This window comes from Cryobacterium sp. TMT1-3, assembly GCF_004402315.1.
Classification (GTDB): Bacteria; Actinomycetota; Actinomycetes; order Actinomycetales; family Microbacteriaceae; genus Cryobacterium; species Cryobacterium luteum.
Genome location: NZ_SOFW01000030.1, coordinates 242,981 through 266,150 on the forward strand (window position 1 = coordinate 242,981; position 23,170 = coordinate 266,150).

Below are 23,170 nucleotides of genomic sequence, written 5' to 3' on the forward strand. Positions count from 1 at the left end.
GTTACTTACCGCTCTTTCCGGCCTTGCGGCGAACAATCTCGCCGGCGTAACGCACACCCTTGCCCTTGTAGGGCTCTGGCTTGCGAATCTTACGGATGTTGGCGGCAACCTCGCCGACGGCCTGCTTGTCGATTCCGCTGACCGTGAGCTTGTTGACGCTCTCCACGGTCAGAACGATGCCGACGGGCGGCTCGACGACGACCGGGTGCGAGAAGCCGAGGGCGAACTCAACGGAGGTGCCCTTCTGCGCCGCGCGGTAACCGGTACCGACGATTTCAAGACCCTTGGAGTAACCAACGGTTACGCCGATGATCTGGTTGTTGATCAGGGTGCGGGTCAGACCGTGCAGCGAACGCGACTGGCGTTCGTCGTTCGGACGGGTGACGAGAACGTGACCGTCCTCGATCGACACCGAGATGGGGTTGGAAACGACGAGCGAGAGCTCGCCCTTCGGGCCCTTGACGGAGACGGCCTGGCCGTCAGCCACAACCGTTACCCCAGCAGGGATCGGGATGGGGAGTCTTCCAATACGTGACATTCTCAGTTACCACACGTAGGCGAGAACTTCTCCGCCTACGCCCTTCTTCTCAGCCTGGCGGTCGGTGAGCAGACCGCTGGAGGTGGACAGGATGGCAACGCCGAGGCCGCCGAGAACCGTGGGGATCTCGGTCGACTTTGCGTACACGCGCAGGCCGGGCTTGGAGACCCGCTTGATGCCTACGATGGAACGCTCACGGTTCGGACCGAACTTGAGGTCCAGCGTGAGGGTCTTGCCTACTGTTGCATCTTTGACGGTCCAGGCGGAGATGTAACCCTGAGCCTTGAGGATGTCAGCGATGTGCGCTTTCAATTTGCTATGCGGCATCGACACGGTGTCGTGGTACGCCGAGTTCGCGTTGCGCAGTCTGGTCAGCATGTCTGCGACCGGATCTGTCATTGTCATTTTGTGGTGCCTTTCTCGCCTGGTTTCGCCCATCCGTTACACGAATGACGACCTGTGGTGGTGAGGAAACCGATCGGTTGATCGGCTTCCGGGGTGAAAATCTCTGTGCGCCCGCGATTTCTCGGCGAGCGAGTCCAACCGGGGCTGGGAGCCTGCAAGCGCAAGCTCCCAACTCTAGTTGAAAATGTTCCTGCGTAGTGAGGAACTACTTCTTAGCGTCGTCCGACTTGAACGGGAAGCCGAGCGCCTTGAGCAGCGCGCGACCCTCATCGTTGGTCTTCGCGGTCGTGACGACCGTGATGTCCATACCGCGAACGCGGTCGATGCGGTCCTGGTCGATCTCGTGGAACATGACCTGCTCGGTCAGGCCGAAGGTGTAGTTGCCCGCACCATCGAACTGCTTGTCGGACAGACCGCGGAAGTCACGGATACGCGGAAGGGCCAGGCTGAGCAGCCGGTCCAGGAACTCCCACATGCGGTCGCCACGAAGTGTGACGTGGGCGCCAATGGGCTGTCCCTCACGCAGTTTGAACTGCGCGATGGACTTGCGGGCCTTGGTGACCTGCGGCTTCTGGCCGGTGATCTTGGTGAGGTCAGAAACCGCACCGTCCATCACCTTGCCGTCGCGTGCTGCTTCGCCGACACCCATGTTGACGACGATCTTCGTCAGGGTGGGGATGCGGTGCACGTTGGTGAAGCCGAGTTCCTCGGAGAGCTTGGCACTGATCTCATCGCGGTACTTCTGCTTCAGACGCGGCAGGGCCTTGACGGGCGCGACGCCCTCAGTGCCTTCAACAACTGCGGTGTCAGTCATTAGAGGTCCTTCCCTGACTTCTTGGCGTAACGAATGCGGACCGTCTTGGTGACGCCGTCCTTCATTACCTCTTCCTGGCGGAAGCCGACGCGCGTCGGCTTCTTGGTCTCCGGGTCGACGATCGCAACGTTGGACACGTGGATGGGGGCTTCGAAGGTCTCGATGCCGCCCGTCTTGGTGCCGCGCTGGGTCTGGCCGACGCGAACGTGCTTGGTCACGAAGTTGATGCCCTCAACGAGGACACGGTTCTTCTCGACGTCGACGGAGATGATCTTGCCCTGCTTGCCACGGTCTCCGCCGCGAGCCTGGCTGCGGCCGCTGATGACCTGAACGAGGTCACCCTTTTTGATTCTGGCCATGATTAAATAACCTCCGGTGCCAGCGAGATGATCTTCATGAACTTCTTGTCGCGAAGCTCGCGACCGACCGGTCCGAAGATTCGGGTGCCGCGGGGGTCACCGTCTGCCTTCAAGATCACTGCAGCGTTCTCATCGAACTTGATGTAGGAGCCGTCTGGACGACGGGTCTCCTTCTTGGTGCGAACGATGACAGCTTTGACGATGTCACCCTTCTTGACGTTGCCGCCCGGGATTGCATCCTTGACCGTGGCGACGATGACGTCGCCCAGGCCGGCGTAACGACGGCCGGAGCCACCGAGAACGCGGATGGTCAAGAGTTCCTTGGCACCGGTGTTGTCGGCAACTTTGACTCGTGATTCTTGCTGAAGCACTTTATAACTCCTTTACGTCAAGTAAGCGCGAGGCTTACTTGGCCTTCTCAAGAATCTCGACCAGGCGCCAGCGCTTGGAAGCGCTGAGCGGACGGGTCTCACTGATCAGGACAAGGTCGCCGATGCCGGCGGAGTTCGCCTCGTCGTGCGCCTTCAGCTTGGATGTACGGCGGATGACCTTACCGTACAACGGGTGCTTCACGCGGTCTTCGACCACGACAATGATGGTTTTGTTCATCTTGTCGCTGGTCACGTAACCACGCAGCGTCTTGCGGTAACCGCGTACGAGCTCGGTGGCTTCGCCCGCGACGACCGTTTCGTCAGTCTTCGCCATGACTAGGCCTCCTTCGTCTCGACGGTCTCAGCTGCAGCGTCGTCGGTGGACTCCACTGCGGCCTTGGCCTTCTTGGTCTTCTTGTCGGCCTTCTCAGCCTTGGCCGGAGCCGGGGCTGCGACCGGCGTGGCACGAATGCCCAGCTCGCGCTCACGGAGGACCGTGTAGATGCGAGCGATGTCGCGCTTGACCGCGCGGAGACGGCCGTGGCTCTCGAGCTGACCGGTGGCCGACTGGAAGCGCAGGTTGAACAGCTCTTCCTTGGCCTTCTTCAGCTCTTCGAACAGCTTTTCATTGTCAAAAGTATCGAGCTCGACTGGGGCGAGCTCCTTGGTTCCGATCGCCATTATGCGTCGCCCTCCTCGCGCTTGATGATGCGTGCCTTGAGGGGCAGCTTGTGAATAGCGCGGGTCAGCGCCTCTTTCGCAACGGCGTCGGTGACACCGCTGAGCTCGAACAGAACGCGACCCGGCTTGACGTTGGCAACCCACCACTCGACCGAACCCTTACCGGAACCCATGCGGGTTTCGGCAGGCTTCTTGGTCAGCGGGCGGTCGGGGTAGATGTTGATCCACACCTTTCCGCCACGCTTGATGTGACGCGTCATGGCGATACGAGCGGACTCGATCTGACGGTTGGTCACATACGCGGGGGTCAGCGCCTGGATGCCGTACTCACCGAAGGACACCGTGGTGCCACCGGTAGCGTGGCCGGTGCGACCCGGGTGGTGCTGCTTGCGGTGCTTGACTCTACGTGGAATCAACATTATTTAGCCTCAACTCCTGCTGCGACCGGTGCCGCTGCCGGAGCATCTGCACGAGGTGCACGGCGCGGTCGATCGTCACGACGCTCGGGGCGGGACGACTTAGCGTTGGCCTGCTCGCGAGCGAGTTCCTTGTTGGTGATGTCGCCCTTGTAGATCCAGACCTTCACGCCGATACGGCCGAAGGTGGTCTTGGCTTCGTAGAAGCCGTAGTCGATGTTCGCGCGCAGGGTGTGCAGGGGCACACGGCCTTCGCGGTAGAACTCGCTGCGGCTCATTTCGGCGCCACCCAGACGACCGGACACCTGGATGCGAACACCCTTGGCGCCGGCGCGCTGTGCACCCTGCAGACCCTTACGCATCGCGCGGCGGAACGCCACACGAGCGGAGAGCTGCTCGGCGATACCCTGCGCGACCAGCTGGGCATCCTGCTCGGGGTTCTTGACCTCGAGGATGTTCAGCTGAATCTGCTTGGCGGTGAGCTTCTCAAGGTCAGAGCGGATGCGCTCGGCCTCCGCGCCGCGGCGACCGATCACAATGCCCGGACGGGCGGTGTGAATGTCAACGCGAACACGGTCACGAGTGCGCTCGATCTCGATGCGGCTGACGCCGGCACGGTCAAGGCTGGTGCTCAGCAGGCGACGGATCTTGACGTCTTCTGCAACAAAGTCAGCGTAGCGCTGACCCGGCTTGGTCGAGTCGGAGAACCAACGCGATACGTGATCGGTGGTGATTCCCAGACGGAAGCCATAGGGATTTACTTTCTGACCCATTACTTCGTACCCTCCTCAGGAGTGGTGAGCACAACCGTGATGTGGCTGGTGCGCTTCTTGATTTCGAATGCGCGACCCTGGGCACGAGCCTGGAAACGCTTGAGGGTCGTACCCTCGTCAACGAATGCCCGGCTGATGAACAGGTCCTGCTCGTCCAGATACGTGTTGGCTGCATCTGCCTTGACCCGGGCGTTGGCGATGGCCGAGGCCACCAGCTTGTACACCGGATCGCTCGCGCCCTGCGGCGCGAACTTCAGAATTCCCAGCGCTTCATGCGCCTGCTTGCCGCGGATCATGTTGACAACGCGACGAGCCTTCTGGGGGGTAACGCGGATGTGACGCACGCGTGCGATCGACTCCACCATTTCTTCTCCTCCTTCACGTCCCCGCGTTAGCGGCGACGGCCCTTCTTGTCGTCCTTCACGTGTCCACGGAAGGTGCGGGTGGGCGCAAACTCGCCGAGCTTGTGGCCGACCATGCTCTCGGTGACGAACACCGGGATGTGCTTGCGTCCGTCGTGCACTGCGATGGTGTGTCCGAGCATGTCGGGGATGATCATCGAGCGGCGCGACCAGGTCTTGATTACGTTCTTGCTCTTGGCTTCGTTCGCCGCGAACACCTTGCGAAGCAGGTGGTCGTCAACGAAAGGGCCTTTCTTAAGACTTCTTGGCATCGTCTACTCCTACTTACGCTTCTTGCCGACGGTGCGGCGACGAACAATGAGCTTGTCGCTTTCCTTATTCGGGTGGCGGGTGCGCCCTTCCTTCTGGCCCCAGGGGCTGACGGGGTGACGTCCACCGGACGTCTTACCCTCACCACCACCGTGCGGGTGATCGACCGGGTTCATGGCAACACCACGAACGGTCGGGCGAACGCCTTTCCAGCGCATACGTCCGGCCTTGCCCCAGTTGATGTTCGACTGCTCGGCGTTGCCGACCTCGCCGATCGTCGCGCGGCAGCGAGCATCCACGTTGCGGATTTCACCAGACGGCAGACGAAGCTGGGCGTAGACGCCCTCCTTCGCGACGAGACGAACCGACGAACCGGCGGAGCGGGCCATCTTGGCGCCACCACCCGGACGCAGCTCGATCGCGTGAATGATGGTACCGGTGGGGATGTTCTTCAACGGCAGGTTGTTGCCGGGCTTGATGTCAGCCCCGGCTCCCGACTCGATGATGTCGCCCTGTGCGAGCTTGTTCGGCGCGATGATGTAACGCTTCGTGCCGTCGATGAAGTGCAGGAGCGCGATGCGCGCCGTGCGGTTCGGGTCGTATTCAATTTCAGCGACGCGGGCGTTGACGCCGTCCTTGTCGTTGCGCTTGAAGTCGATCACGCGGTACTGGCGCTTGTGTCCACCACCGATGTGACGGGTCGTGATGCGGCCCTGGTTGTTACGTCCACCGGTCTTGTGGAGCGGACGCAGAAGCGACTTTTCCGGGGTGGAACGTGTGATCTCCGCGAAGTCGGCAACGGATGAACCGCGTCGACCCGGGGTCGTGGGCTTGTACTTACGAATAGCCATTAGTTATCCCTCTGCCTGTCGCTTAGCCGACGGCCGTGAAGATGTCGATGGAGCCAGACTTGAGCGTGACAATGGCACGCTTGGTGTCCTTGCGCTTGCCCATGCCGAACTTGGTGCGGCGAGTCTTGCCCACGCGGTTCAGGGTGTTGATCGAAGCGACCTGCACCTTGAAGATCTTTTCGATCGCGAGCTTGATCTCCGTCTTGTTCGAGCGGGGGTCAACGATGAAGGTGTACTTACCCTCGTCAATCAGGCCGTAGCTCTTCTCAGAGACAACCGGAGAGATGATGATGTCGCGGGGGTCCTTGTTGGTCGCGATAGTCATTATGCGGCCACCTCTTCCTTCTTGGTCTTGCTCTCCACGAACGCGTTGAACGCGCCGGTGGTGAAGACGATGTCGTCGCTGACGAGCACGTCATAGGCGTTGAGCTGATCCCACGAGAGGATGTGCACCGTCGGGATGTTGCGAATGCTGCGCAACGTGGTCTCGTCGGTACGCTCGAGAACGACCAGCACGTGCTTGCTCGTGGCGATCTGCGTGAGCAGCTCCAGGGCAACCTTCGTGTTGGGGGTCTCAGCCGTGAACAGTGCCTCGACGATGTGCAGGCGGCCACCGCGGGCGCGGTCGCTCAATGCACCCTTGAGGGCTGCGGCGATCATCTTTTTCGGGGTGCGCTGGTCGTAGCTGCGCGGGGTCGGTCCGTGGACGATTCCACCACCGGTCATCTGGGGAGCACGGATCGAGCCCTGACGAGCGCGACCGGTTCCTTTCTGCTTGAACGGCTTGCGGCCGGCACCGGAAACTTCTCCACGGCGCTTGACCTTGCTCGTTCCCTGGCGTGCGGCAGCCAGCTGCGCGACAACGACCTGGTGGATGAGGGGGATGTTGGCGGGAACGTCGAAGAGCTCGTCGGGAAGCTCGGCAGAGCCTGCCTTCTTGCCCTTGGCGTCAATGATGTCGAGTGCTGTAGCCATAGTGACTAGGCTCCCTTCACTGCGTTGCGAACGAATACGAGACGGCCACGAGCACCGGGAACGGCACCCTTGACGAGCATGAGGCCCTTGTCGGCGTCAATAGCGTGCACCTTGAGGTTCAGCACGGTTACGCGCTCGCCACCCATACGACCGGCCATGCGCATGCCCTTGAAGACACGGCTCGGAGTCGAGGAAGCACCGATGGAACCGGGCTTGCGGTGGTTGCGGTGCGAACCGTGAGAGGAGGAAACACCCTTGAAGTTGTGACGCTTCATAACACCGGCGAAACCCTTACCCTTGCTGGTGCCCATGACATCAACCTTGGTGCCGGCAGCGAAGACACCGTCAACGGTGAGCTCCTGGCCCAGGTTGTAGTCAGCGGCGTCCGCGGTGCGGAGCTCAGTGATGTGGCGACGCGGCGTGACGCCGGCCTTGTCGAAGTGACCGGCAAGGGGCTTGTTGACCTTGCGCGGGTCGATGGGGCCAGCGGCGATCTGAACGCCGTTGTAGCCGTCGACGGCCTTAGTACGAATCTGCGTGACAACGTTCGGCGCGATCTCGATGACGGTAACGGGAACAAGCTTGTTGTTCTCGTCCCACACCTGGGTCATGCCGAGCTTCTTGCCGAGGAGACCCTTGGTGGTCTTGGTATCGGAGTAAGACATCGCGGGCCCTAGAGCTTGATCTCGATGTTGACGTCGGCCGGGAGGTCGAGGCGCATGAGCGAGTCAACAGCCTTCGGGGTCGGGTCAATGATGTCGATCAGACGCTTGTGGGTGCGCATTTCAAAGTGCTCCCGGCTGTCCTTGTACTTGTGAGGGGAACGGATGACACACACCACGTTCTTCTCGGTCGGAAGCGGCACCGGGCCGACGACTGTAGCGCCCGCACGGGTCACTGTGTCGACGATCTTGCGCGCCGAAATGTCGATGACCTCGTGGTCATACGACTTAAGTCGAATGCGGATCTTCTGTCCCGCCATGTCGAACTCTCTCTCTGTCGAGGCGTCTTACAGACAACGGCACGATTTGCCGAGGTTGCATTGGACGCCGTAGTAGCACTGCTGCTATTAGCACCACTGTTCATATGTCAATTTCGATTTCACGCCGAATGACCGACGCTCATCGTCAACGTCGACTCCCAGAAGCAGACCCTGGGGGACGGCACGGTTTTACCCACGCCAACCAGTTCGTTGATTTATGCTGCGCTCTGCTCCCTGCGGCCTAGCCTGCAATCAACGCTCTTTCGACGATGTGTTTTTCGAAAGACTGTGACGCGACTATGCACTGCCTGGCAGTGATTCCGACTGCGCACGCGCATGCCGAAAGTGTTGAACTAGAAGAGTCTGCCACACTGTTGCCATTACATGCAACCCGGGCGTGTCGCGCTCGGCGTGTCGTTCGGTATTCAAGCGAATGACGGCGGCCGGCCGGCCGCGGGCATCCGCTTTCGAACGATTTTCGCGGCTAGCCCTGGCTGATGCCGGCGGCCACGCGCGGGCTCTGGTCGGGGCAGCTCTTCGCGGTGGATTCGGTGAGCACACGCTCGGCCATGATCTGACGGGATTGCTCTGTCAAACCTGTGGTCGGATATTCGGCGAGCACCTGGGTGATGATCGCGGGAATGCTCAGGGTGGCGTATTCCTCGAGGCTGTCGCAGACCAGCACGCTGTAAACGCTCACGGTGCTGACCACGATGTTGTCGAGAATCTGCTGCTCGGTCTGCGCGGTTGGCGTCGGAGTCGGGGCGGGAACGACGGTTGGGCTCGGGGTCGGAGTCACCCGGGTGACGGCGGTTTGGGCAGCGGGAGCGGACCCGGCCAGGCGTGGCACGATCACCACGGCCAGGATGCCGACCACAACGACCGCGATCACCATCAGGATGCGCATTTCCAGTTTCGATATCTGCATGGGCAGACCCTAACCGAAAACTGAGGATTCTGCAGGACTCCCCCGAGCAACGACATGGGCTCGAAACAGGCGGCCGCGCCGAGGTGAGTCTCCGCTTGGTGGCTGTATCCACGGTGGATGCGTCCGGGTGCAAAAAAGGGGGCCGGGCCCGAAGGCCCGACCCCCTTTCAGGAGATCAGTAGAAGAAGACTACTTGATGATCTTGGTGACCGTGCCGGCGCCGACGGTGCGGCCACCTTCACGGATAGCGAAGCCGAGGCCCTCTTCCATGGCGATCGGCTGAATCAGCGCGACAGTCAGGTCGGTGGTGTCGCCAGGCATGACCATCTCGGTGCCCTCGGGCAGCGTGATGACGCCGGTGACGTCCGTGGTGCGGAAGTAGAACTGCGGGCGGTAGTTCGCGTAGAACGGGTTGTGACGGCCACCCTCGTTCTTGCTGAGGATGTACGCGGTGCCCTCGAAGTCGGTGTGCGGCGTAACCGAACCCGGCTTGACGACGACCTGGCCGCGCTCAACGTCTTCGCGCTTGGTGCCACGAAGAAGAAGTCCACAGTTCTCGCCGGCCCACGCCTCGTCGAGCTGCTTGTGGAACATCTCAATACCGGTAACCGTGGTCTTCTGCGTCGGGCGGATGCCGACGATCTCGATCTCGGAGTTGATCTTGAGGGTTCCACGCTCGGCGCGGCCCGTAACAACGGTGCCACGGCCGGTGATCGTGAAGACGTCCTCGATCGGCATCAAGAACGGCTTGTCCTTGTCGCGGATCGGGTCGGGGATGAAATCGTCAACGGCCTTCATGAGCTCAAGGATGTTGCCGGTCCACTTCTCGTCGCCTTCAAGCGCCTTGAGTGCGGAAACCTGGATGACGGGGGCGTTGTCGCCATCGAAACCCTGGCTGGAGAGAAGTTCACGAACTTCGAGCTCAACGAGCTCCATGATCTCTTCGTCATCAACCATGTCGGCCTTGTTCAGCGCGACGAGCAGGGTCGGAACGCCGACCTGCTTGGCGAGAAGAACGTGCTCACGGGTCTGAGCCATCGGGCCGTCAGTAGCGGCAACCACGAGGATTGCGCCGTCCATCTGAGCAGCACCGGTGATCATGTTCTTGATGTAGTCAGCGTGGCCCGGAGCATCGACGTGCGCGTAGTGACGCTTGTCGGTCTCATACTCAACATGCGAAATGTTGATCGTGATGCCGCGCTGGCGTTCTTCCGGAGCCGAGTCAATCGACGCGAAGTCGCGCTGAACGTTGATCTTGGACGGGAACTTATCGGCAAGAACCTTGGAGATCGCTGCAGTCAGCGTGGTCTTTCCGTGGTCAACGTGACCGATCGTTCCGATGTTTACGTGCGGCTTTGTCCGCTCGAACTTGGCCTTGGCCACTGTGGGTCCTCCTCAGGACTCGCGTGCAAATTCACGGCCGCCGTTATGAGCGGCCGGTATGCGCTGGATGTGTCTACTTATGTTACTAGGGCCAGGTGGCCGAAGCGATTTTGGCCCGAAGGCCACCTTAGGGGCTATTCGCCCTTGTTCTTGTTGATGATCTCGTCGGCAACAGCCTTCGGGACCTCCGCATAGCTCTCGAACGTCATCGAGTACACCGCACGGCCTGAGGTCTTCGACCGCAGGTCACCGATATAACCGAACATCTCCGACAGTGGAACGTGAGCGCGAATTACCTTCACGCCCTGCGCATCCTCCATGGTCTGGATCTGCCCACGACGCGAGTTGAGGTCGCCGATTACGTCACCCATGTATTCCTCAGGGGTACGAACTTCGACGGCCATCAGCGGCTCGAGCAGAACGGGGTTCGCCTTACGAACGGCTTCCTTGAAGCCCATCGAGCCGGCAATCTTGAAGGCCATCTCCGAGGAGTCGACGTCGTGCGCAGCGCCGTCAAGCAGGCTGGCTCGAACGCCCACCATCGGGTAGCCGGCCAGGATGCCTACGCGGAGCGCATCCTGAATTCCAGCATCTACCGAGGGGATGTACTCACGCGGGATACGGCCACCGGTGACCTTGTTGAGGAACTCGTACGACTTCTCAGCAGTGATTTCCATCGGCTCGATCGCGATCTGAATCTTCGCGAACTGGCCGGATCCACCGGTCTGCTTCTTGTGCGTGTAGTCGTGACGCTCAACGGCCTTGCGGATCGTCTCGCGGTACGCGACCTGGGGCTTGCCGACGTTCGCCTCAACGTTGAATTCACGCTTCATGCGGTCGACCAGGATGTCCAGGTGAAGTTCACCCATTCCCTTGATTACCGTCTGGCCAGTTTCCTGGTTCTGCTCGGTACGGAACGTGGGGTCTTCTTCGGCGAGCTTCTGAATGGCAAGGCCCAGCTTTTCCTGGTCCTGCTTGGTCTTGGGCTCGATAGCGACCTCGATGACCGGGTCAGGGAACGTCATGGACTCGAGGACAACCTGCTGGTTCGGGTCGCACAGGGTGTCGCCCGTGGTGGTGTCCTTGAGGCCGATGACCGCGTAGATGTGACCGGCGGTAACGAAACCGACCGGGTTCTCCTTGTTGGCGTGCATCTGGAAAATCTTGCCGATGCGCTCCTTCTTGCCCTTGGTCGAGTTGATGACCTGGGCTCCGGAGTCGAGACGGCCCGAGTACACGCGCACGTAGGTGAGGCGACCGAAGAACGGGTGCACCGCAACCTTGAACGCGAGAGCCGTGAACGGCTCCTCGGCGTCGGGGTGACGCATGATGACCTTTTCTTCGTCGCGCGGGTCGTGTGCCTCAATGGCAGGCACGTCGAGCGGCGTCGGCAGGTAATCAATGACAGCGTCGAGCATGGGCTGAACGCCGCGGTTCTTGAACGCAGAACCACAGAGAACCGGGTAGATCTCACTGTTGATGGTGAGTTTGCGGATGGCGCCCTTGATCTCGGCGACCGTCAGCTCTTCGCCGGCGAAGTAACGCTCCATGAGGTCGTCGTCGGTTTCGGCGACGGTCTCGAGCAGGAGCTTGCGGTACTCAGCAGCCTTTTCGACGAGGTCAGCGGGGATCTCTTCGATGGCGTACTTCGAGCCCATCTCCACGTCACCCTTGGAGTCGCCGCGCCAGGTCAGCGCACGCATCTGAACGAGGTCAACGACACCCTCAAATTCCGACTCTGCACCGATCGGCAGCTGAATGACCAGCGGCTTCGCGCCGAGGCGCTTGATGATGGTGTCGACCGTGAAGTAGAAGTCGGCGCCGAGCTTGTCCATCTTGTTGACGAAGCAAATGCGGGGCACGTCGTACTTGTCGGCCTGACGCCACACGGTTTCGGACTGGGGCTCAACGCCCTCCTTGCCGTCGAACACGGCAACGGCACCGTCGAGGACGCGGAGCGAACGCTCCACCTCCACGGTGAAGTCCACGTGTCCGGGGGTGTCGATGATGTTGATCTGGTTGTTGTCCCAGAAACACGTCGTCGCAGCAGAGGTGATCGTGATGCCACGTTCCTGCTCCTGCGCCATCCAGTCCATCGTCGAGGCGCCGTCGTGGGTCTCGCCGATCTTGTGGTTGACACCCGTGTAGAACAGGATGCGCTCAGTCGTGGTGGTCTTGCCAGCATCAATGTGAGCCATGATGCCGATATTGCGGACCTTACTCAGGTCGGTGAGCACGTCAAGTGCCACAGGGGTCCTCCGGAAGGATAGGGGTGGGGAATGCGGAACAGGGCCGTAAACATCCGCTTGTCAGTGGGCAGGCGCGTGCAAGACTCAGCACGCGCCTGCCTGGTGATCAGGAATGCTCGATGGATCTGACTACCAGCGGTAGTGAGCGAAGGCCTTGTTCGCTTCTGCCATCTTGTGAGTGTCTTCACGACGCTTGACAGCGGCACCGAGGCCGTTGCTCGCGTCGAGGATCTCGTTGGTGAGACGCTCGGTCATGGTCTTCTCGCGACGCGCCTTGGCGTAGCTGGTCAACCAGCGCAGCGCCAGGGTGTTGGCGCGGTGCGGCTTGACTTCAACCGGAACCTGGTACGTGGAACCACCGACGCGGCGCGAACGCACCTCGAGGGTCGGACGAACGTTGTCGAGTGCCTTCTTCAGCGTGACGACGGCATCCAGCTCGTTTTTGGCGGAGACTCCGGCGAGGGCGTCGTAAACGATGCGCTCGGCGAGGCCCTTTTTGCCATCGAGAAGAATCTTGTTGACGAGCTGGCTGACGATGGGTGCACCGTAAACCGGGTCGGCAATGACAGGGCGCTTGGGAGCGGGTCCTTTACGGGGCATTACTTCTTCTCCATCTTTGCACCGTAGCGGCTGCGTGCCTGCTTGCGGTTCTTGACGGCCTGGGTGTCCAGTGCGCCGCGAATGATTTTGTAACGCACACCGGGGAGGTCCTTAACACGGCCTCCGCGCACGAGCACCATGGAGTGCTCCTGCAGGTTGTGGCCCTCGCCGGGAATGTAGGCGGTGACCTCGGTGCCGTTGGAGAGCTTGACGCGGGCGACCTTGCGCAGAGCCGAGTTCGGCTTCTTCGGGGTGGTCGTGTAAACGCGGGTGCAAACGCCGCGCTGCTGCGGGTTGGACTTCAGGGCGGGAGCCTTGGTCTTGGTGACCTTGGGGCTACGGCCCTTCCTGACCAACTGCTGAATGGTGGGCACTAATTACTCCTTGTTATTGCTGCACGGTGACAGCTTTGTGATGGTTAGCATTCGACGTGTAAGTCGAGTTCATCTGGACCCGCTTGAACCCACACGATTACTCGCGCGTTTTTTGGTGGGTATGCCGTGGGGGCATGGCCTTCGACCAGCCCTACATGTGTGGAATCTCGGCCTGTGCTCTCAAGAGGGCATAACTCAGGCGCACGACAAAGCGCACACCCGATGAGTCTAGCCCGGCGGTACCGTGATGGTCAAATGGGTTGCGCCCCGGGTCGTGGTGTCGCCCGGCGGCCTGTTCGCCCTGTCTTTTCTTTCCGGGCCCGGGCCCGGAAACTGGGCCCATGATCTATCGTGGTCCCGCCTGCACAACCTGCGCCCGGTCGCTCCGAGGGAGGCTCCGCCCCCTTTTTCGGACGGGGCCCGGGCCCCGTCCCTGGGCCCAGTTTATAAGCTGGGCCCGAGTGCATAAAGTGGGCCCGGTCGGCAACAGAACGGATGCTGCGGCTCGGCTAGGGATTGCGCGGCCAGAGCGGGGAGTCGAGGGTGCTCTCGAGATCGGCGAGCAGGGCCTGCACCTGCGGCTCGACATACTGCGCGATCGCCGCGAGCAGGCGCGGCCGCTCGTGCGCGAGCTGGGCGCACACGCGAAGCCCGACCTGGGTCGCAAATTCATCGGCGAGCCGCATCTCGGCCTTCAGCGCGGCCTTCTCCTCGGCAGTGAGCGGAGGAAGGGGGTCGGGGGTCACTGCGGCGCTGTGCTCGGGGCCGTGGGTGTGGTCGGCGTCATCGGGCGCCAGGACCGGAGGAGGCTTCGGCTGGGGTTCGGGGGGCTGCTGGTCGGCGAGCTCGCTGAAGGTGAAGAGGTAGGGGGCATCCGCTGCCGGTTGGGGGTCGAGGTCGAGGCCGAGAAACTCCGGGTCGAGGCCCTCGGCGGGCCGGTAAGCCTGAGCAGATTCGCGGCGCTCACTCAGATTGAGCTCGTGCGCGAGCAGGGGCAGGTTGAGTTCGGTGTACTCGTCGACCGAGGCGTCGATCACGATCTTCATGCGCATTGACAGGGCGTGTTGCACGACGTGGGGAACGTCGACGGCGAGCCCGGCGGAGGCGACGATCGGTGAGCCGAAGCATTGGCGGCAGAGTCTGGCGCGTCCGCGGTGCGTTGCGGGGCGCCACCGGGTGATCCAACGCAGCCAATTCTCAACCTCGTGGTTGACGCGCGACTCGATGGACCTTTCCATAGTGCCTAAGGGTACTCGTAACGCGTTCTTCGCGAGATGCCAACAATGGCCCCATGACTGGTCGTACACCCCGCGAGATGCCAACAATGGCCCCATGAATCAACTTCAAGGGGCCATTTGTGGCACCTCGCGCAGCGTCATACCTCGCGCAGCGTGACACCTCGCGCAGCGGATGCCGATAACGGGCATGCCGGGCCGCCCAGGCAGCTCTAGTGGTCGTCGTTCTTCTGCCACGGCCACTCGGGAGCGCCGGATCCCGACGGCTTGGCGAGCAACACGACGAAGAACAGGAACGCGATCAGCCAACCGCTCACCGCCACGGCGATCGCGAACGGGCCCATCATCTCTCCGCCGATGAAGACGACGGAACGAAAGAGTTCGCCGGCGCCGAGGCTGTAGAACACTCCCCCGGACAGGCAATAGCCGAGGTACGCGGCAACGCCGGCCATGAAGATCGGCAGCGGCGGAACGTGCGTAAGGCGTTCGGGTGAGCGCAGCACCGCGCCGAGAACGACCCAGACCAGCGCGAGGACCGCGGTGGTGACCATGATGGGGCCGAGAAGAGCGCCGGCATCCGTCTCGTTGATGACGTCGCGATTGAGCAGCAGGCTGAGCACCCCGAACGCCGCCACGATGAGGGCCACGTACAGGGCCACCGAGAAGGCCGCCATGGTGATCGCGTACTTTCGGTATTCCCGCATGGCTCCAGCGTAGGCCCGCGGGGCGTAGCGCGACACCCAGCGGATGCCGAGGCCCGGCCGGCGCGAGCCCGCCCGGCCCGGCGCGAGCCCAACGTCGGACGGGGCCTGGGCCCCGTCCCCGGGCCCGGTTTATAGGCTGGGCCCACGGTCCGGGCCCGGGCCCCGTCCGCAAGCAGGAGGGCCGGGGCCGACAACCACGAAGCCCCGGCTGCCATCAGGGTAGCCGGGGCGTGGGAGCGAAGCCGGGGGTTACGGGCGCGAAGCCGGGGCTTGGGAGCGAAACCCGGCGTTACGGGCGGGTGAGGTGTGGACCGTCGGCGAGCAGGCGCTCGTATTCGGTGCGCGACTCGAGGTTCTTGGCGGTGACGCGGCGACCGCGGCGGGCGATCCAGGCTCCCGCCCAGATCGGTACCTCGCGGGCGATGAGCGCGGCGGCGATCGCACCGGGATTGAGCCACAGGGTGCCCACGATGCGGCCAATTTCAGCCGGGCTGAGGCCGTCGGCCCGTCCGTCGAACACGAGGCCGAGCAGCGCACCGCCGATGTAGGCGAAATAAACCACAACAGCGACGAGGAATCCGAACAGCACGTAGGCCCACCAGCCGCCCCGATTGACCAGCGAGATGAGAGCGGCAAAGGCGAGGAAGAAGAAAATGATGGGGATGTAGAAGAGCGGGAGCAGAGCGACGCTGCTAAATCCGTCGACGGTCGCCGCGATCGATGTGCTCGTCACACCGATGATAATGAACGCCGCGACGGCGTAGAGCACCGCGAAGACGACGGTGGCGAGCAAGGCGATGAGAATGCCGCCGCCCCGGTTGCTGCGGTCCTTCGGCTTGGTCGGTGCCTGCACGTAGATCGGTGACTGAGTCGGCGGGGTGTACGTCGGAGCGGCGGCAACGGGAACGTCTTCGACCGGCTGTTCCACGGCGGCAGCCGTTGCCACAATGCGCTCCTCCGGCACGATCTGCACGACCGGCTCGGAGTCGAACGCCGTGCTCGTGGCCGGAACGGTCGCGGCGGGAGTATAGGAATCGGCGTAGTCATCGGCGAGGCTCGGCGCGTCGGCCTCAGCCGGCGAGACCGGGGCGGCCGTCGACATGGGTGCCAGGTTGCGGGTTGCCGCCGAGGCGGACTGGGCGTCGGCGCGCTCAGCCGCGCTCAGGTTGGCGTTGATGGCGTCATAGTCGATGACGATGGGCTCCTGCTCCGGCACAACCGGCACGGCATGCTCGGGCGCACCGCTCTGGTCGCTGGAACCGTGCTCGGCCGGGCTCAGATCGGGCGCTGCGGCAGCATCCGTTTCAGGGTTCTTCTTGCCGTCGGTGGGCGTGTTGTCGCTCATGCTGAACTCCTCGTGGCCTTCGCCGTGACTGACTTCTACTGTACCAAGGGCGCAGCGAATGCCATGAAGACTCGGCGTGCCGCCGCATTATCCAGCGGATGCCGCCGCCGGCGCCACGAGAGAATAGACCAGCCCGGAGACGGTCGCGTTCACCAGGCCGGGCAGCGCGGGCGCCGCGACCGTGTCGAGGCCGCTGACCAGGAACAATCGGCTTCCGGATTGCAGACGGGCGACGAAGTCGAGCACCTCGTCGTAGCTGCCCGTGACGGTGACCTGCAGCGGGAAGGCCGCGAAGTTGGTTGCGTTGACCGCCGTGGTCGTGACAACCGCGGCCGGCACGACTGCCGGAACAACTGCCGGATCCGCCGGAACGGCCGCACCGTCCGCCGGCACTGCCGCCGCGGCGGGCAGGATCGGCGCGTAGGCCACCGCCTCGGTCACGGTCATTCCGGTCAGGGTGAGACCGGCGGCCAGGGCCTCGGCGTCGAGCTGGTCGACCAGGGCCGGCATCATTGAACCGCTCGGCACCGACTCGGCGAGCGCATCCGCTGTCGTGGTGAGGGCGTCGAGGTTGGCGAAGTCATGCTTGAGGCGGGCGAGCAGGGCGACGTGCCCCGTATTCGTCGCCTGCACGGCGGTGCGACTCGCGTTGGCCGCGTTCATGGTCTCGAGCTGGGGCTGAATGCCCAGCAGAACGCCGAGAACGACAATGACGCTCGTCACCAGCGCCGAGCCGATGAGCCAGAGTTTGTTGTGATTCATGGCTGCTTCTCTTCCGTTGAATCTTTCGTCGGGTCAAAACGATGCGCGAAGGCCAGGTCGTTGACGTGCATGGTGATGGTGACCGTGTAGATACCGGTGGTCTGGTCGAGCGAGACCGAGCCGGGCAGGGCGTCGGCGAACCCGTCGAGTCGGCCGAGCGCGCTGAGCCAGGCCGGAATATCCGGCAGCAGGGTACTCGTTGCGGTGAACGACACCGTCGCCACCCGCAGGCCCTGCAACGGCGCGGTCGCCTGGCCGTAGGCCGCGAGCGGCGTCGCCGAGTCAACCTGCACGGAGCTGATCGCCACGCTGCGCGGCAGGGTGCCCTGCACGGCCCCCAGGTATTCCTTCCAGTCGATCTCGGTGGAGGCCCCCACCCGCTGCGCCGCCTCGGTGAGCGTGACCTGGTTTTGCAGGGCCCGCACGGCAAAGTACCCGGCCTGGTCGGTCAGCAGCGTTTCGGTGCGCGCCTGCTCGCTGGCCAGGTCGGCCTGGGCTGTCAGCGAGAGCGCCGTGGCCGAGCCCACGAGCAGACCCATGACCACGGCCACCCCGACGACGCCGAGGCTCAGGCGTCGCCGTTGCCGCTGGGCCCGCCGCTCCGCGCGCACTTCGGGCGGCAGCAGGTCGAGCCGCTGGTCGCCGCCGATGACGAGCTCGTCGTCTTTCGCGCGGCGATTCATGCGGCACGCCCGAGCGCAAGTCCGAGGGCCACCGTGTAAGCGGCGCTGCTGAGGCGCAGCCCCTCCGCGTCGAGAGCGGATGCCAGCCCCACCGTCGATAACGGATCTCCCGTGGACACCCCCAGCCGGGTGAGTTTCGACACGGCTTCCGGCAGTCCCGGCAGGCGGGCTCCCCCGCCGCTGAGCACGATCGCGGTCACCGGATCGCTCGGCCGGGTGCTCGCATAGTAACTGAGGGTGTTGACCACACTGCCCAGCTGGTCGTTCATGACCTCGGCGATGATGTGGGCGCCGGCCGCGTCGATCGGGCCGGATCCGCCGGCGATGACCCCGTCGAAGGGGACTTCCTGGTGGGGCGCGGCGTTGGTCGCGGCCAGCAGGCCGACGCGACGCTTGAGCAGGTCGGCGGTGGCGGCATCCGTTTTCAGACCGGCGGCGAGCGCCCGGGTAACGTCGTCGCCTCCGGTGGGGATGATGCGCACGAACTGCGGCACGCCCTGCCGGGTGATAACCACGCTCGTGGTGGTGGCACCGAGGTCGATCACGGCGACGACGCCGTCCATGCCGGGGCGGGTGACCAGCAGGCGACTGACCGCGAACGGAATGAGGTCGACGTCGATCGTGGTGAGGCCGGCCAGCCGGGCCGCCGACACGTTGGCGACCACGGCAGCTTTGACCGCCGCGATGAGCAGGCCGTTCACCGTTGGCCCGTGCTCGGTGGTGGATTCGGAGATGGGATAGAAGTCGAGCAGGGCGTCGGCGACGGGAACCGGGAGCAGGTCCTGCACCTCGAACGGCAGCGACTGGCGAATGCGGGCCAGCGACATTTTGGGCACGCTCAGGTCACGGGCGAGCACCCGCTGGCTACCCATGCCGAGCACGACCTGGCGGGAACGAAACCCGCCACCCGACCAGAGCGCCTTGAGAGCGGCCGCGACGGTATGCGGTTCGAGCACCTCACCGCCGCTGACGGCGCCGGTCGGCAGTGGCACCTCGTGGTAGCGCAGCACGGTGGGCCGGGTCTTGCCGGGGTTTCGAACCTCTACGGCGCGCAGATGCGCGGTGCCGATGTCTATTCCTACGACGTTCTGGGCCACGAGGAGTGCTCCTTATATATAGGGACGGGTGAACTGACGAGTGGATGCTGGGCGCGGCCGGTCATTACGGAACCGTCGCACCCCGCGCGGTGAACGCCGAACTCACTTCAACCAGCAGGTTCACGCTGTAGCGGGCCGACACCGGCGAGAGGAATTTGGGCGGCGCAATGTAGCGAAAGCGCGGATCGTAAGTGTAGTTCTTGGTGTAACCGTTGCTGCCGGAGCGCACGATCCCGCGGTACTTCTGTGCGAGGGAACCGTTGATGGTGAGCGTTCCCTGCGCGCCGCCGCGGTCGTAGTTCTGCACCTGAATGGTGTGGTCGAGCGAGAGCATGGCCGCGTCGATGCGCCGATTGTCAGGCAGGATGGCGCCGCCTGCACCGCGGCCAACCCCCGGGCAAATCACCCCATGCGTACTGTCGCAGTACGGGTTCCAAACCCAGATGGCATTCTGCGCGACCAGCCCGAGCACGTCGGTGGATGCATCCGAATAAATGATGTCGCCGGTGACGTAGAGAAAGTTGTCGGTGGCGATGGTCATCGTGCCGTCCAGGGTTCCCTTGACGAAGGCATCACCCCTGCGGCAGTCATAGGACCGGGCGCTTGGCGCGGTTTCATGCGTCACGGGAAAGCCGATGCCGTTGCCGACGGAGCAGGTGGCCGCGCTTTGGCCGCTCGGCCAGTCGGTGCTGCTCGTATAGTTCGGATCAGTCACGACGCCCGGAACGCTCTGGACGAAGAGCAGGTTCGCGTTCAACACCGGGACGGTGGCGCCGGCCGTAGAGCCGAGCTGACCATTGGCATTTCCCGGTAGGCCGCAGGCCGCCGGCGTGCTGCCCGACGTCGCCGGGTCCCCGACGATGCGGGTCTTCTTGGTCCAGGGCGAACGGATGGTCATGGTGCCCGAGCTATTCAGTACGATGCTGGTCGGGCCGGTGTAGAGGCAACCCGGAGCGTCGATACCGGCGTCGGTCCGGGTTTCCTGCTTGAGCTGCATGTTGGTAGCCGGCATCGCGATGACCGGGCTGGTCGTCGGCTGGCCGCCGTTGAATACTTGACCGGAGCAGGCGCCGCCGTTCGAATTCTGTTTGAGGTAATTCGACCCGGTCGGCCCCGGGCTTCCGGTGGTGATCAGCCCGTTGAACGTGGCATCACAGATGCGGATGGTGTCGTTGGAGTGCGCCGGACCGTTGATGACGTCGCCGCCGCCGAAGGCGATATCGCTACACGGTACTGAGCGGCCCGCCCAGGCATAGGTGTCGGCGCAGGCGGTCAGGCCGCTCTGTTCCGGATCCTGGATCTCATAGATCGTGAAATAGAGGTAGTCAATGAACCCGTCCTGGCGCAGGTTGGCAACGATGCTACGGGTGGAGGTGCCCACCCGGCCGGTGGAGCGGATGCGCAGAACGCCCGAGGCGGAATAGACGGAGTTGTCGACCTCGTATCGGTAGCTGGCCGTGCCGCCGCTGCCGGCGACGCTGCCCCAGCCGCCCGCGGCTCCCACGTCGAACGCGGGATTGGGCACAGAGGGAGGCGTCAGAGCGCTTCCGACGCTGAAGGCGGCGGCCGAGTTGCCATAATGAAAGTAGGTGTTGTCGTTGGCGAGGCGGCTTTCGTAGTCGGCGACCCCGGCATAGGCGGCGGCCATTGCGCCGTTCCAGTTTTGATCACTCGTGGCCTTGAGGCTGCCGCTGACCGAGAACGTCATAGCGGTGGCGACGAGCGTGAGCAGCAGCAGCCCGAGGCCGATCACGACGACGAGCGCCGCGCCGCGTTCGGAAACGGCGTCCGGTTCATTCGGCCCGCGCCCGAGGCGCGCGCGAGCTGCGCGCACGAAGGCGGAGCCGCGCGCGTTCGACCGGGCGCTCATGACCGGGCCGCCAGAGCCACGTTGGGCATACCGACCGTATTCTGCAGGGTGACCGCGCTGCGCGCATCTGTCGGGCTGGCCTGCACGGTGAGATTCACCGAAATGGCGGCGATGCTGCGCAGCTCGGTGGCCGTGAAGGCACCGGCGCTGGCCACGGGCACCCCCGCGCTGTCCAGGTAGCGAAACAGTGCGGTGCCGCCCGGCGCGACGCTCTCGGCGACGATGCGCGACGACTGGGGCGACGTTTCGAAGGAGAAGAATCCGCCGGCGAGCGCGATCGACGCCCAGCGGGTCTCGATTAGGCGCCGGTCGGCGTCGACCGCCAGCTGAATTTTCACCGGCCGCTGCGCCGACATGCCGAGGTTGACGTAGGCGTACAGGGTGAGCGCTTCCGCGGTCGCCTCCTCGACGGCCGGGTCGGAGAGCGGATGCCCCGCCACGGGGTTCGCCGTGGCCGCGCGGATGACCCGAGCCACCTCGTTCATACCGTTGGACACCTGTCGGGTATTACTGCCGAGCGACTTGGCCTGATCGAGCGACCGGGTCGCAGAGATGTACAGTCCGGAGATCATGGTCAGAAGCACGCCGAGCAGCACCATCGAGACGAGCAGTTCAACGAGGGAGAGCCCGCTCTCCCGGTTGCCTGCCCGCAGCAGCTGCCAGCGCGTCACGGGGCCACGACCAGGCGCGGGTCCAGCGTGACGACGGACCCGGCAATGCTGCCGCGAGTGAGTAGGACCAGGTTCGCCGCCGGGACCGGTGCGATTGTCGTGGCGCTGGAGGCACCAGAGAACAGTGCGAATGAACCGAACGGGAGGCCGAGTTGGGCCGAGGGGCCGGCGGGCAGCGGCCCGAAGCTGAAGGTGGTCTCGAGAGCGCAGCCGGGGTCTCCGGCCGCAACTCCGGCCGGCTGTGAGACGGCCAGCAGGTACTGCCCGGCCAGGCCGGACACGGTCAGCACGCCGAGCGGTACGTCCACGCTCGCGCCGCCACCGGGCAGCGTGGCGACCTGGGCCGCCGCCGTGCCGATCGCGCCGTCGGGGGCCGGCGTCGTCCAGGCCGCCGGATCGACCGCGACGCAGCCGTTCGTGGTGGGCGTGGGTGCCACGTAGCTGCCCGCGAACACCTGATAGCCTGACGCGAATGGATGCAGCCGAACCGCTTGAGTGGTGGCGGTATTAGCATTCAGGGGCGTATAGGCGGCATAGGTGCTGCGCCAGGTTGTGTGCAGGTCGTTCGGGAGCAGGGTGGTTCCCGAGGTCACGTTCGTGCCGTAGCTGGCCGTAATCGTGCCGGCCAGGTCATAGGCGAAGGCAACGGATGCTGCTCCCCCGGCCGCAACGCCGACGGTCATCGTCGACGAGCTCGCCTGGTTCTTGTCGACGAAGTTCGGTCGGGACGCGCTCACGTCGTACGTGCCGGGTTTGACCTTGAGCAGATAGCTGCAACCCTGCGCATCCGTTGCCGTTGGGGTCTCGGTCAAGGTTGCAGCAGCATTGGGCACGACGCCAGGCACGGCGGAGATGGCCACACCGGCGGCGCCGCTGCCGGAAGCGGTCAGCACCGAGACGAGGATGGTGCCGAGGCCGGGATCGTTGATGCGGCTGCCAGGGGCGAGGGCGCTGTCGGCGCGCACGACCGGGGTCGTTGCGCGCATGCTGTCCCAGGTGACGGAGACGTTGACGCGGCGGTAGCGCAGCTGGCCGCCGCCGGATCCGCAGTTGCCGTCGGCACCGGTGGTGGTTTCCCAGTCGGTGGAGCGGTGCACGCTGAAGGTCGTGCCGTTCTGCACGACGGTGGTGGTGCGGTCGAGCACGCTGAACACGTCGCCCGCCGATCGGGCCAGATCGATCTCCTGCGCTGCGAGGTTGGTGGCGGCTTCGCGCGACCGGGCGTCGTTGCTGAGGTAGAGCGAGGTGACGATGCCGTAGCCAACGCCGACGGCGATGATCGCGAAAATCATCATGGCCACAAGGACTTCAATGAGACTGATGCCGGCGTCGTTGCTGTTGTTGCCGCTGGCTTTTCGGGCGAGGCGGCGGCCCAGGTGACGGAGCAGAGCTTTCACGTGAGCCTCCTTCGCGAGGTTTGGGATGAGGGTGAG

30 protein-coding genes are annotated in these 23,170 nt (G+C 63.9%); all 30 read right to left on the reverse strand.

Going from position 1 to position 23,170, the window contains the following annotated elements:
• Nucleotide 1 precedes the first annotated feature (1 nt).
• The gene (rplF, locus tag E3O25_RS10160) at nt 2-538 is read right to left on the reverse strand and encodes a 50S ribosomal protein L6 (RefSeq protein ID WP_092107250.1); all 537 of its coding nucleotides are present in this window, start codon (nt 536-538) and stop codon (nt 2-4) included.
• Between the two features lie 6 nt (nt 539-544).
• Nucleotides 545-943 (reverse strand): 30S ribosomal protein S8, encoded by a 399-nt coding sequence (rpsH, locus tag E3O25_RS10165; RefSeq protein WP_092107248.1) that lies wholly within the window; start codon nt 941-943, stop codon nt 545-547.
• Nucleotides 944-1,148: 205 nt separating this feature from the next.
• Nucleotides 1,149-1,757: a 50S ribosomal protein L5 gene (rplE, locus tag E3O25_RS10170; protein ID WP_092107246.1), complete on the reverse strand. Its 609-nt coding sequence runs from the start codon at nt 1,755-1,757 to the stop codon at nt 1,149-1,151.
• Entirely contained in the window at nt 1,757-2,116 is a 360-nt protein-coding gene (gene rplX, locus E3O25_RS10175; protein ID WP_134361071.1) for a 50S ribosomal protein L24, read from the reverse strand. Before rplX ends, rplE begins: the two co-directional genes overlap by 1 nt.
• Before the next feature lie 2 nt (nt 2,117-2,118).
• Nucleotides 2,119-2,487: a 50S ribosomal protein L14 gene (rplN, locus tag E3O25_RS10180; protein ID WP_035834620.1), complete on the reverse strand. Its 369-nt coding sequence runs from the start codon at nt 2,485-2,487 to the stop codon at nt 2,119-2,121.
• Between the two features lie 34 nt (nt 2,488-2,521).
• A complete protein-coding gene (gene rpsQ / locus E3O25_RS10185; RefSeq protein WP_035834619.1) occupies nt 2,522-2,821 on the reverse strand; it encodes a 30S ribosomal protein S17 in 300 nt (99 codons plus the stop codon).
• Nucleotides 2,822-2,823: 2 nt separating this feature from the next.
• Nucleotides 2,824-3,168 carry a 50S ribosomal protein L29 gene (gene rpmC / locus E3O25_RS17760; protein ID WP_092107242.1) on the reverse strand — a complete coding sequence of 115 codons (345 nt, stop codon included), beginning with the start codon at nt 3,166-3,168 and terminating at the stop codon, nt 2,824-2,826.
• Complete coding sequence (gene rplP, locus E3O25_RS10195; RefSeq protein WP_035880247.1) at nt 3,168-3,587, reverse strand: 50S ribosomal protein L16; 420 nt, start codon at nt 3,585-3,587, stop codon at nt 3,168-3,170. The genes rpmC and rplP overlap by 1 nt, the downstream gene beginning before the upstream one ends.
• On the reverse strand, nt 3,587-4,357 hold the full coding sequence (gene rpsC / locus E3O25_RS10200; RefSeq protein WP_092107240.1) for a 30S ribosomal protein S3: 771 nt from the start codon (nt 4,355-4,357) through the stop codon (nt 3,587-3,589). Before rpsC ends, rplP begins: the two co-directional genes overlap by 1 nt.
• On the reverse strand, nt 4,357-4,722 hold the full coding sequence (gene rplV / locus E3O25_RS10205) for a 50S ribosomal protein L22 (RefSeq protein WP_035880249.1): 366 nt from the start codon (nt 4,720-4,722) through the stop codon (nt 4,357-4,359). The genes rpsC and rplV overlap by 1 nt, the downstream gene beginning before the upstream one ends.
• Nucleotides 4,723-4,748: 26 nt before the next feature.
• Entirely contained in the window at nt 4,749-5,030 is a 282-nt protein-coding gene (gene rpsS, locus E3O25_RS10210) for a 30S ribosomal protein S19 (protein WP_092107237.1), read from the reverse strand.
• A gap of 9 nt (nt 5,031-5,039) precedes the next feature.
• On the reverse strand, nt 5,040-5,879 hold the full coding sequence (gene rplB / locus E3O25_RS10215) for a 50S ribosomal protein L2 (RefSeq protein WP_092107235.1): 840 nt from the start codon (nt 5,877-5,879) through the stop codon (nt 5,040-5,042).
• 22 nt (nt 5,880-5,901) lie between these two features.
• Nucleotides 5,902-6,204 carry a 50S ribosomal protein L23 gene (gene rplW / locus E3O25_RS10220; RefSeq protein WP_092107233.1) on the reverse strand — a complete coding sequence of 101 codons (303 nt, stop codon included), beginning with the start codon at nt 6,202-6,204 and terminating at the stop codon, nt 5,902-5,904.
• Complete coding sequence (gene rplD, locus E3O25_RS10225; RefSeq protein WP_092107231.1) at nt 6,204-6,854, reverse strand: 50S ribosomal protein L4; 651 nt, start codon at nt 6,852-6,854, stop codon at nt 6,204-6,206. Before rplD ends, rplW begins: the two co-directional genes overlap by 1 nt.
• A gap of 5 nt (nt 6,855-6,859) precedes the next feature.
• A complete protein-coding gene (rplC, locus tag E3O25_RS10230; RefSeq protein WP_092107229.1) occupies nt 6,860-7,519 on the reverse strand; it encodes a 50S ribosomal protein L3 in 660 nt (219 codons plus the stop codon).
• 8 nt (nt 7,520-7,527) lie between these two features.
• Entirely contained in the window at nt 7,528-7,836 is a 309-nt protein-coding gene (rpsJ, locus tag E3O25_RS10235) for a 30S ribosomal protein S10 (protein ID WP_035834607.1), read from the reverse strand.
• Between the two features lie 484 nt (nt 7,837-8,320).
• Nucleotides 8,321-8,764 carry a hypothetical protein gene (locus tag E3O25_RS10240; RefSeq protein ID WP_092107227.1) on the reverse strand — a complete coding sequence of 148 codons (444 nt, stop codon included), beginning with the start codon at nt 8,762-8,764 and terminating at the stop codon, nt 8,321-8,323.
• A 189-nt stretch (nt 8,765-8,953) separates the two neighbouring features.
• Entirely contained in the window at nt 8,954-10,147 is a 1,194-nt protein-coding gene (gene tuf / locus E3O25_RS10245; protein ID WP_092107225.1) for an elongation factor Tu, read from the reverse strand.
• Nucleotides 10,148-10,281: 134 nt separating this feature from the next.
• A complete protein-coding gene (gene fusA / locus E3O25_RS10250) occupies nt 10,282-12,396 on the reverse strand; it encodes an elongation factor G (protein WP_092107223.1) in 2,115 nt (704 codons plus the stop codon).
• Nucleotides 12,397-12,525: 129 nt separating this feature from the next.
• A complete protein-coding gene (rpsG, locus tag E3O25_RS10255) occupies nt 12,526-12,996 on the reverse strand; it encodes a 30S ribosomal protein S7 (protein ID WP_092107221.1) in 471 nt (156 codons plus the stop codon).
• Nucleotides 12,996-13,370 carry a 30S ribosomal protein S12 gene (gene rpsL, locus E3O25_RS10260; RefSeq protein ID WP_035834602.1) on the reverse strand — a complete coding sequence of 125 codons (375 nt, stop codon included), beginning with the start codon at nt 13,368-13,370 and terminating at the stop codon, nt 12,996-12,998. Before rpsL ends, rpsG begins: the two co-directional genes overlap by 1 nt.
• A 509-nt stretch (nt 13,371-13,879) precedes the next feature.
• Nucleotides 13,880-14,608 (reverse strand): hypothetical protein, encoded by a 729-nt coding sequence (locus tag E3O25_RS10265; protein ID WP_092107217.1) that lies wholly within the window; start codon nt 14,606-14,608, stop codon nt 13,880-13,882.
• A gap of 209 nt (nt 14,609-14,817) precedes the next feature.
• Nucleotides 14,818-15,309, reverse strand: a complete 492-nt coding sequence (locus E3O25_RS10270; RefSeq protein ID WP_092107215.1) for a DUF6121 family protein — start codon at nt 15,307-15,309, stop codon at nt 14,818-14,820.
• A gap of 289 nt (nt 15,310-15,598) precedes the next feature.
• A complete protein-coding gene (locus E3O25_RS10275; RefSeq protein ID WP_092107213.1) occupies nt 15,599-16,654 on the reverse strand; it encodes a hypothetical protein in 1,056 nt (351 codons plus the stop codon).
• 87 nt (nt 16,655-16,741) lie between these two features.
• On the reverse strand, nt 16,742-17,416 hold the full coding sequence (locus tag E3O25_RS10280; RefSeq protein ID WP_134361072.1) for a hypothetical protein: 675 nt from the start codon (nt 17,414-17,416) through the stop codon (nt 16,742-16,744).
• Nucleotides 17,413-18,099 carry a hypothetical protein gene (locus E3O25_RS10285; protein WP_174721730.1) on the reverse strand — a complete coding sequence of 229 codons (687 nt, stop codon included), beginning with the start codon at nt 18,097-18,099 and terminating at the stop codon, nt 17,413-17,415. The genes E3O25_RS10280 and E3O25_RS10285 overlap by 4 nt, the downstream gene beginning before the upstream one ends.
• Nucleotides 18,096-19,196 (reverse strand): type IV pilus assembly protein PilM, encoded by a 1,101-nt coding sequence (pilM, locus tag E3O25_RS10290; RefSeq protein WP_134361073.1) that lies wholly within the window; start codon nt 19,194-19,196, stop codon nt 18,096-18,098. Before pilM ends, E3O25_RS10285 begins: the two co-directional genes overlap by 4 nt.
• 64 nt (nt 19,197-19,260) lie before the next feature.
• Complete coding sequence (locus E3O25_RS10295) at nt 19,261-21,066, reverse strand: hypothetical protein (protein WP_241988562.1); 1,806 nt, start codon at nt 21,064-21,066, stop codon at nt 19,261-19,263.
• Nucleotides 21,063-21,737, reverse strand: coding sequence for a PilW family protein (locus E3O25_RS10300; RefSeq protein WP_166806010.1), 675 nt, complete (start codon nt 21,735-21,737; stop codon nt 21,063-21,065). Before E3O25_RS10300 ends, E3O25_RS10295 begins: the two co-directional genes overlap by 4 nt.
• Nucleotides 21,734-23,134 carry a type II secretion system protein gene (locus tag E3O25_RS10305; protein ID WP_134361075.1) on the reverse strand — a complete coding sequence of 467 codons (1,401 nt, stop codon included), beginning with the start codon at nt 23,132-23,134 and terminating at the stop codon, nt 21,734-21,736. The genes E3O25_RS10300 and E3O25_RS10305 overlap by 4 nt, the downstream gene beginning before the upstream one ends.
• Nucleotides 23,135-23,170 lie beyond the last annotated feature (36 nt).